The organism is Leifsonia sp. Soil_N53, assembly GCF_057655165.1.
Genome location: NZ_JBDGMM010000003.1, coordinates 1 through 4,424, shown reverse-complemented (window position 1 = coordinate 4,424; position 4,424 = coordinate 1). Strand labels below are relative to the sequence as shown.

At 73.1% G+C, this 4,424-nt stretch carries 5 protein-coding genes; 2 read left to right on the top strand and 3 right to left on the bottom strand.

Going from position 1 to position 4,424, the window contains the following annotated elements; translation table 11 throughout:
• Positions 1 to 273 (bottom strand): GntR family transcriptional regulator (locus AC3A3H_RS00060; RefSeq protein ID WP_487612490.1); only part of this gene is annotated, 273 nt, incomplete at its 3' end.
• Positions 274 to 361: 88 nt separating this feature from the next.
• Here AC3A3H_RS00060 and AC3A3H_RS00055 point away from each other — a divergent pair.
• Positions 362 to 844 (top strand): carboxymuconolactone decarboxylase family protein, encoded by a 483-nt coding sequence (locus tag AC3A3H_RS00055; RefSeq protein WP_487612489.1) that lies wholly within the window; start codon positions 362 to 364, stop codon positions 842 to 844.
• Positions 845 to 917: 73 nt separating this feature from the next.
• Here the strand turns inward: AC3A3H_RS00055 and AC3A3H_RS00050 are convergent, their stop codons facing one another.
• Both AC3A3H_RS00050 and AC3A3H_RS00045 read right to left on the bottom strand, forming a co-directional pair.
• Complete coding sequence (locus AC3A3H_RS00050) at positions 918 to 1,292, bottom strand: FKBP-type peptidyl-prolyl cis-trans isomerase (protein ID WP_055919382.1); 375 nt, start codon at positions 1,290 to 1,292, stop codon at positions 918 to 920.
• Positions 1,293 to 1,470: 178 nt separating this feature from the next.
• A complete protein-coding gene (locus AC3A3H_RS00045) occupies positions 1,471 to 2,856 on the bottom strand; it encodes an FAD-binding oxidoreductase (RefSeq protein ID WP_487612488.1) in 1,386 nt (461 codons plus the stop codon).
• Positions 2,857 to 2,934: 78 nt separating this feature from the next.
• On the opposite strand from AC3A3H_RS00045, the gene AC3A3H_RS00040 reads away from it, so the two are divergent.
• The coding region (locus AC3A3H_RS00040; protein ID WP_487612487.1) for an AlkA N-terminal domain-containing protein at positions 2,935 to 4,424 on the top strand (1,490 nt) is incomplete at its 3' end.

Sequence of the window (4,424 nt, the reverse complement as noted above, 5' to 3'; positions counted from 1 at the left end):
CGCCGCGCGACGCGGGGCCCGCTCCGTCGCCGGCGCGGGCATGGCGACGAAGGTCCCTGAGCCGACGCGGGCGACGAGGTAGCCTTCCGCGGTGAGCCGCTCGTACGCGGTCGACACGGTGCTGCGCGAGACGCCGAGGCTCGCCGCGAGCTCGCGCGTGGCGGGCAGGCGCTCACCCCGGCGCAGCCGTCCGTCCAGGACGGCGTCGCGCAGTCGCCGGTAGACGCGCTCGGCACGGTCGCCGCGACCCTCGATCGGAACGTGGATCTCCACCGTGACCTCCCGACGCAGACTAATGGACTGATAGAAACCCGGTGGATTGGATCTTACAACCAGCCAATCCGGCTCCTAGCGTGAAGCCATGACAGACACCGCCACCACCGAACAGGCCAGCACCGAACAGCCCACCGAACGCGTCCAGCTCTCCTCCGCCGTCCCCGACGGCTACCGCCGGGTCATCAACCTCGACGGCTACGTCGCCCGCGCCGTCGAGCAGCCGCTCGGCGACCTGATCAAGCTGCGCGCCTCCCAGCTCAACGGCTGCACCTACTGCGTCGACATGCACTCGGTCGACCTGCAGGACGGCGGCTACCCGCTCCGCAAGGTGTTCGCCGTCTCGGCGTGGCGCGAGTCGCCGTGGTTCAGCGGGCGCGAGCGGACGGCGCTGGAGCTGACCGAGGCAGTCACGCTGATCCACCAGGGCGGCGTGAGCGACGAGCTCTACGCACGCTCGGTCGCCGAGTTCGGCGAGGAGGGCTACGCCGACCTCGTCCTCGCCATCGGCACCATCAACCTCTGGAACCGGATCGCCGTCCCGACCCACCTGCGCCCGCCCGCGCTCTGACCGCGCGAACGACGAAGGGCACGTGAACGCCGTCGAGACAGCGTCCACGTGCCCTTCGGGTGTGGTCTGGAGGTCAGCTCACGCCGAGCAGGTCGATCACGAAGATCAGCGTCTTGCCCGAGAGCGGGTGACCGCCGCCGGCCGGGCCATAGGCGAGCGCCGGCGGGACCGTCAGCTTGCGGCGGCCGCCGACCTTCATGCCGGGGATGCCGTCCTGCCAGCCCTTGATCAGGTTGTTGAGCGGGAAGTTGATGGACTGCCCGCGGCTCCACGAGGAGTCGAACTCCTCGCCCGACTCGTACTCGACGCCCAGGTAGTGCACGTCGACCTTGGAGCCGGGGGTCGCCTCCGGGCCGGAGCCCTCGACGATGTCCACGATCTCGAGCGTCGTGGGGGCCGGACCCTCGGGAGCGTCGACCTCGGGCTTCTCATTGGTGTTCTCTGCCATGCACCCATCCAACCCGTGCGCGACCTCCGCGTCAAAAAGTCTTGCAATCCGGGCGAGCCTGGGGCAGGCTAGTCGCATAACTCGACGACCCGGGAGCGTTGCAGGCATCGCCGCACCACCGGGCGTCGAGTCTTTTAACGCCCATTTGTTTCTTTAGGCGCCCATTCATCGGGGCACGTCAGCCGAACACCTTGCCCGGGTTCAGGATGCCGAGCGGATCGAAGACCGACTTGATCTTCACCTGAAGCTCGTAGGAGTCCGGCCCCAGCTCCTCCGCCAGCCAGCGTCGCTTCAGCACGCCGACGCCGTGCTCGCCGGTGAGTGTGCCGCCGAGGGCGATCGCGGTGCGGAACAGCTCGCCGGCGGCATCCCAGACCTCCGGACCGATCTCGTCGCCCTCTGTCACGAAGTTCGGGTGCAGGTTGCCGTCGCCCGCGTGCGCGACGGTCGGGATGGCCATGCCGTAGCGCTCCCCGATCCGCTCGATGGCCGCGAACATCTCCGGCATCCGCGACCGCGGGACCGCGACGTCCTCGATGAGCACCGTGCCGGTCGCCGCGAGCGCGGGATGGAACGCGCGCCGGATCGCGAGCAGCCGCTCGCCCTCCGCGGCGTCGGCGGCGACGCGCACCGTGCCCCCGGTCTCCGCGATGAGCCTGCCCGCGAGCGCGGCGTCGGGCGCGGCGCCCGGTCCGTCGAACTGCACGAGCAGGTACGCCGCTCCCCCGGTCGCGCCGAGCGCCTCGCGGATGGCCTGCTCGCCGAGGTGCGCCGAGATGGCCTCCAGCGCCGGCCCGTCGAGCAGCTCCATGATCGCCGGGCGCAGATGCGCGGCCGTCACGCGCGCGGCGGCGTCGGAGGCCGCCCGGACATCCGCGAAGAGCGCCCCGAGCGTCGTCGGCTCGCCCTGCGGCAACGGCAGCACCCGCACGGTCGCGCCGACGATCACGCCGAGCGTGCCCTCCGAACCGACGAGCAGGGAGGTGAGGTCGTAGCCGGTCACGCCTTTGACCGTGCGGTGCCCTGTGCGCACGAAGCGGCCGTCGGCGAGCACGACGTCGAGGCCGAGCACGGCCTCCCGGGTCACGCCGTACTTGGCGCACAGCAGGCCGCCTGCGTTGGTGGCGATGTTGCCGCCGACGGTCGAGATGGCCTTGCTCGCCGGATCGGGCGCGAAGAACAGGCCGAAGGGCTCCAGCGCGGCGTTGAGGTCGCCGTTGACGACGCCCGGCTCGACCACGGCGAGCTGGTCCTCCGTCGAGATCTCGAGGATGCGGTCCATGCCCGCCACGCTGAGGACCAGGGAGCCGGCTGTCGCGTTGGCGCCCCCCGCCAGCCCCGTGCCGGCGCCGCGCGGCACAACGGGGACGCGGAACTCGGACGCCGCCCGCAGCGTCGCCTGCACGTGCTCGACGCTCCGCGCGTTCACGATCGCGAGCGGGCGCCCGTCGGCCACCCACCCGGACTGATCGCCCCGCACCGCGTCGAGGAGGTCCGGGTCCACCGAGAGCACCTCGTCCGCGTCCTCACCGAGAGCAGCCCTGAGCCAGTCGATGACATCCATGTCCGTCATGCTAACCGGGTCGCGCTCATGTCCGATTTCCGCTATCGGATGTCGGTGGCAGGTGTCACGCTGGGACGCATGACCAGCTCGCTGTCGGAGACCACCCGCGAACCCGGTGACGCCGCCCGGCTCTCCGACCCGGTGTTCGCGCAGCGCTACCGGGCGATGAGCGCAAGGGACGCCCGCTTCGACGGCCAGTTCATCACCGGCGTCCACTCCACCGGCATCTACTGCCGGCCGAGCTGTCCCGCGGTCACGCCGAAGGCCGGCAACGTCACCTTCTACCTGACGGCGGCCGCGGCGCACGAGGCCGGCCTGCGGGCGTGCAAGCGCTGCCTGCCGGACGCCGTGCCCGGCTCCCCGGAGTGGAACATCCGCGACGACCTCGCCGCGCGCGCCATGCGCCTGATCGCCGACGGCACCGTCGAGCGGGAGGGCGTGCCGGGGCTCGCGCACCGGCTCGGCTACACGCCGCGGCACCTCGGGCGGGTGCTCACCGCCGAGCTCGGAGCGGGCCCGCTCGCCCTCGCCCGCGCGCACCGCGCCCAGACCGCGCGGCTCCTGCTCGCCGGCACGGACCTGCCAGTCACCGAGGTGGCCTTCGCCGCCGGGTTCTCCAGCGTGCGGCAGTTCAACGAGACCATGGCCGAGATCTATCACGTCACGCCCGGCGCAATCCGCGCGTCCGCACGCCGCCGGCCGGGGATCGTGCACGGGCCCGGCCCGGCGGGCGCGACGGCCGGCACGTCGCTGACCCTGCGGCTGCCCGCCAGGGCCCCGTTCGACGGCGGGCGGCTGCTCGCCTTCCTCGGCGCACGGGCGATTCCAGGGATGGAGGTCGCAGCGATGGAGGTCGCCGCGATGGAGGCCGCCGCGATGGAGGTCGCCGCCGACGGCACGCCCGCCTACAGCCGCGTCCTCCGCCTCCCGCACGGCCCGGCGACCTTCCGCCTCACGCTCGTCGGCACCCCCGACGCTCCCGCGGTGGAGTGCGAGGCGAGCCTGGCCGACCTGGCCGACCTCGCCCCCCTCGTGGCGCGCGTGCGCCGCCTGCTCGACCTGGACGCCGACGCCGAGGCCATCGACGCCGCCCTGGCCGCCGACCCGGTGCTCGCCCCCGCGGTCGCCGCGGCGCCCGGGATGCGGGTGCCGGGCGCGGTCGATCCGGAGGAGATCCTCTTCCGCGCGCTCATCGGCCAGCAGGTGTCGGTGCCGGCCGCGCGCACCGCGCTCGCACGCCTCACGGACGCGCTGGGCGAGCCGGTGGCGATCGGCGGCTTCACCCGGCTGTTCCCGACGGCGCAGGCGATCGCCGAGCACGGCCGCGAGGTGCTGCGCGGTCCGGGAAAGCGCATCGACGCGATCGTGGGAGCCGCCGCCGCGCTGGCGGACGGCTCGCTCGTCATCGACGTCGGCGAGTCCCGCGCCGAGCTGGAGGCCCGGCTGATCGCCCTGCCCGGGATCGGCGCCTGGACGGCCGGGTACGTCGCCCTGCGCGTGCTGGGCAGCCCGGACGTGCTGCTGACCGGCGACCTGGCGCTGCGGCAGGGGGCCGCCCGGCTCGGCCT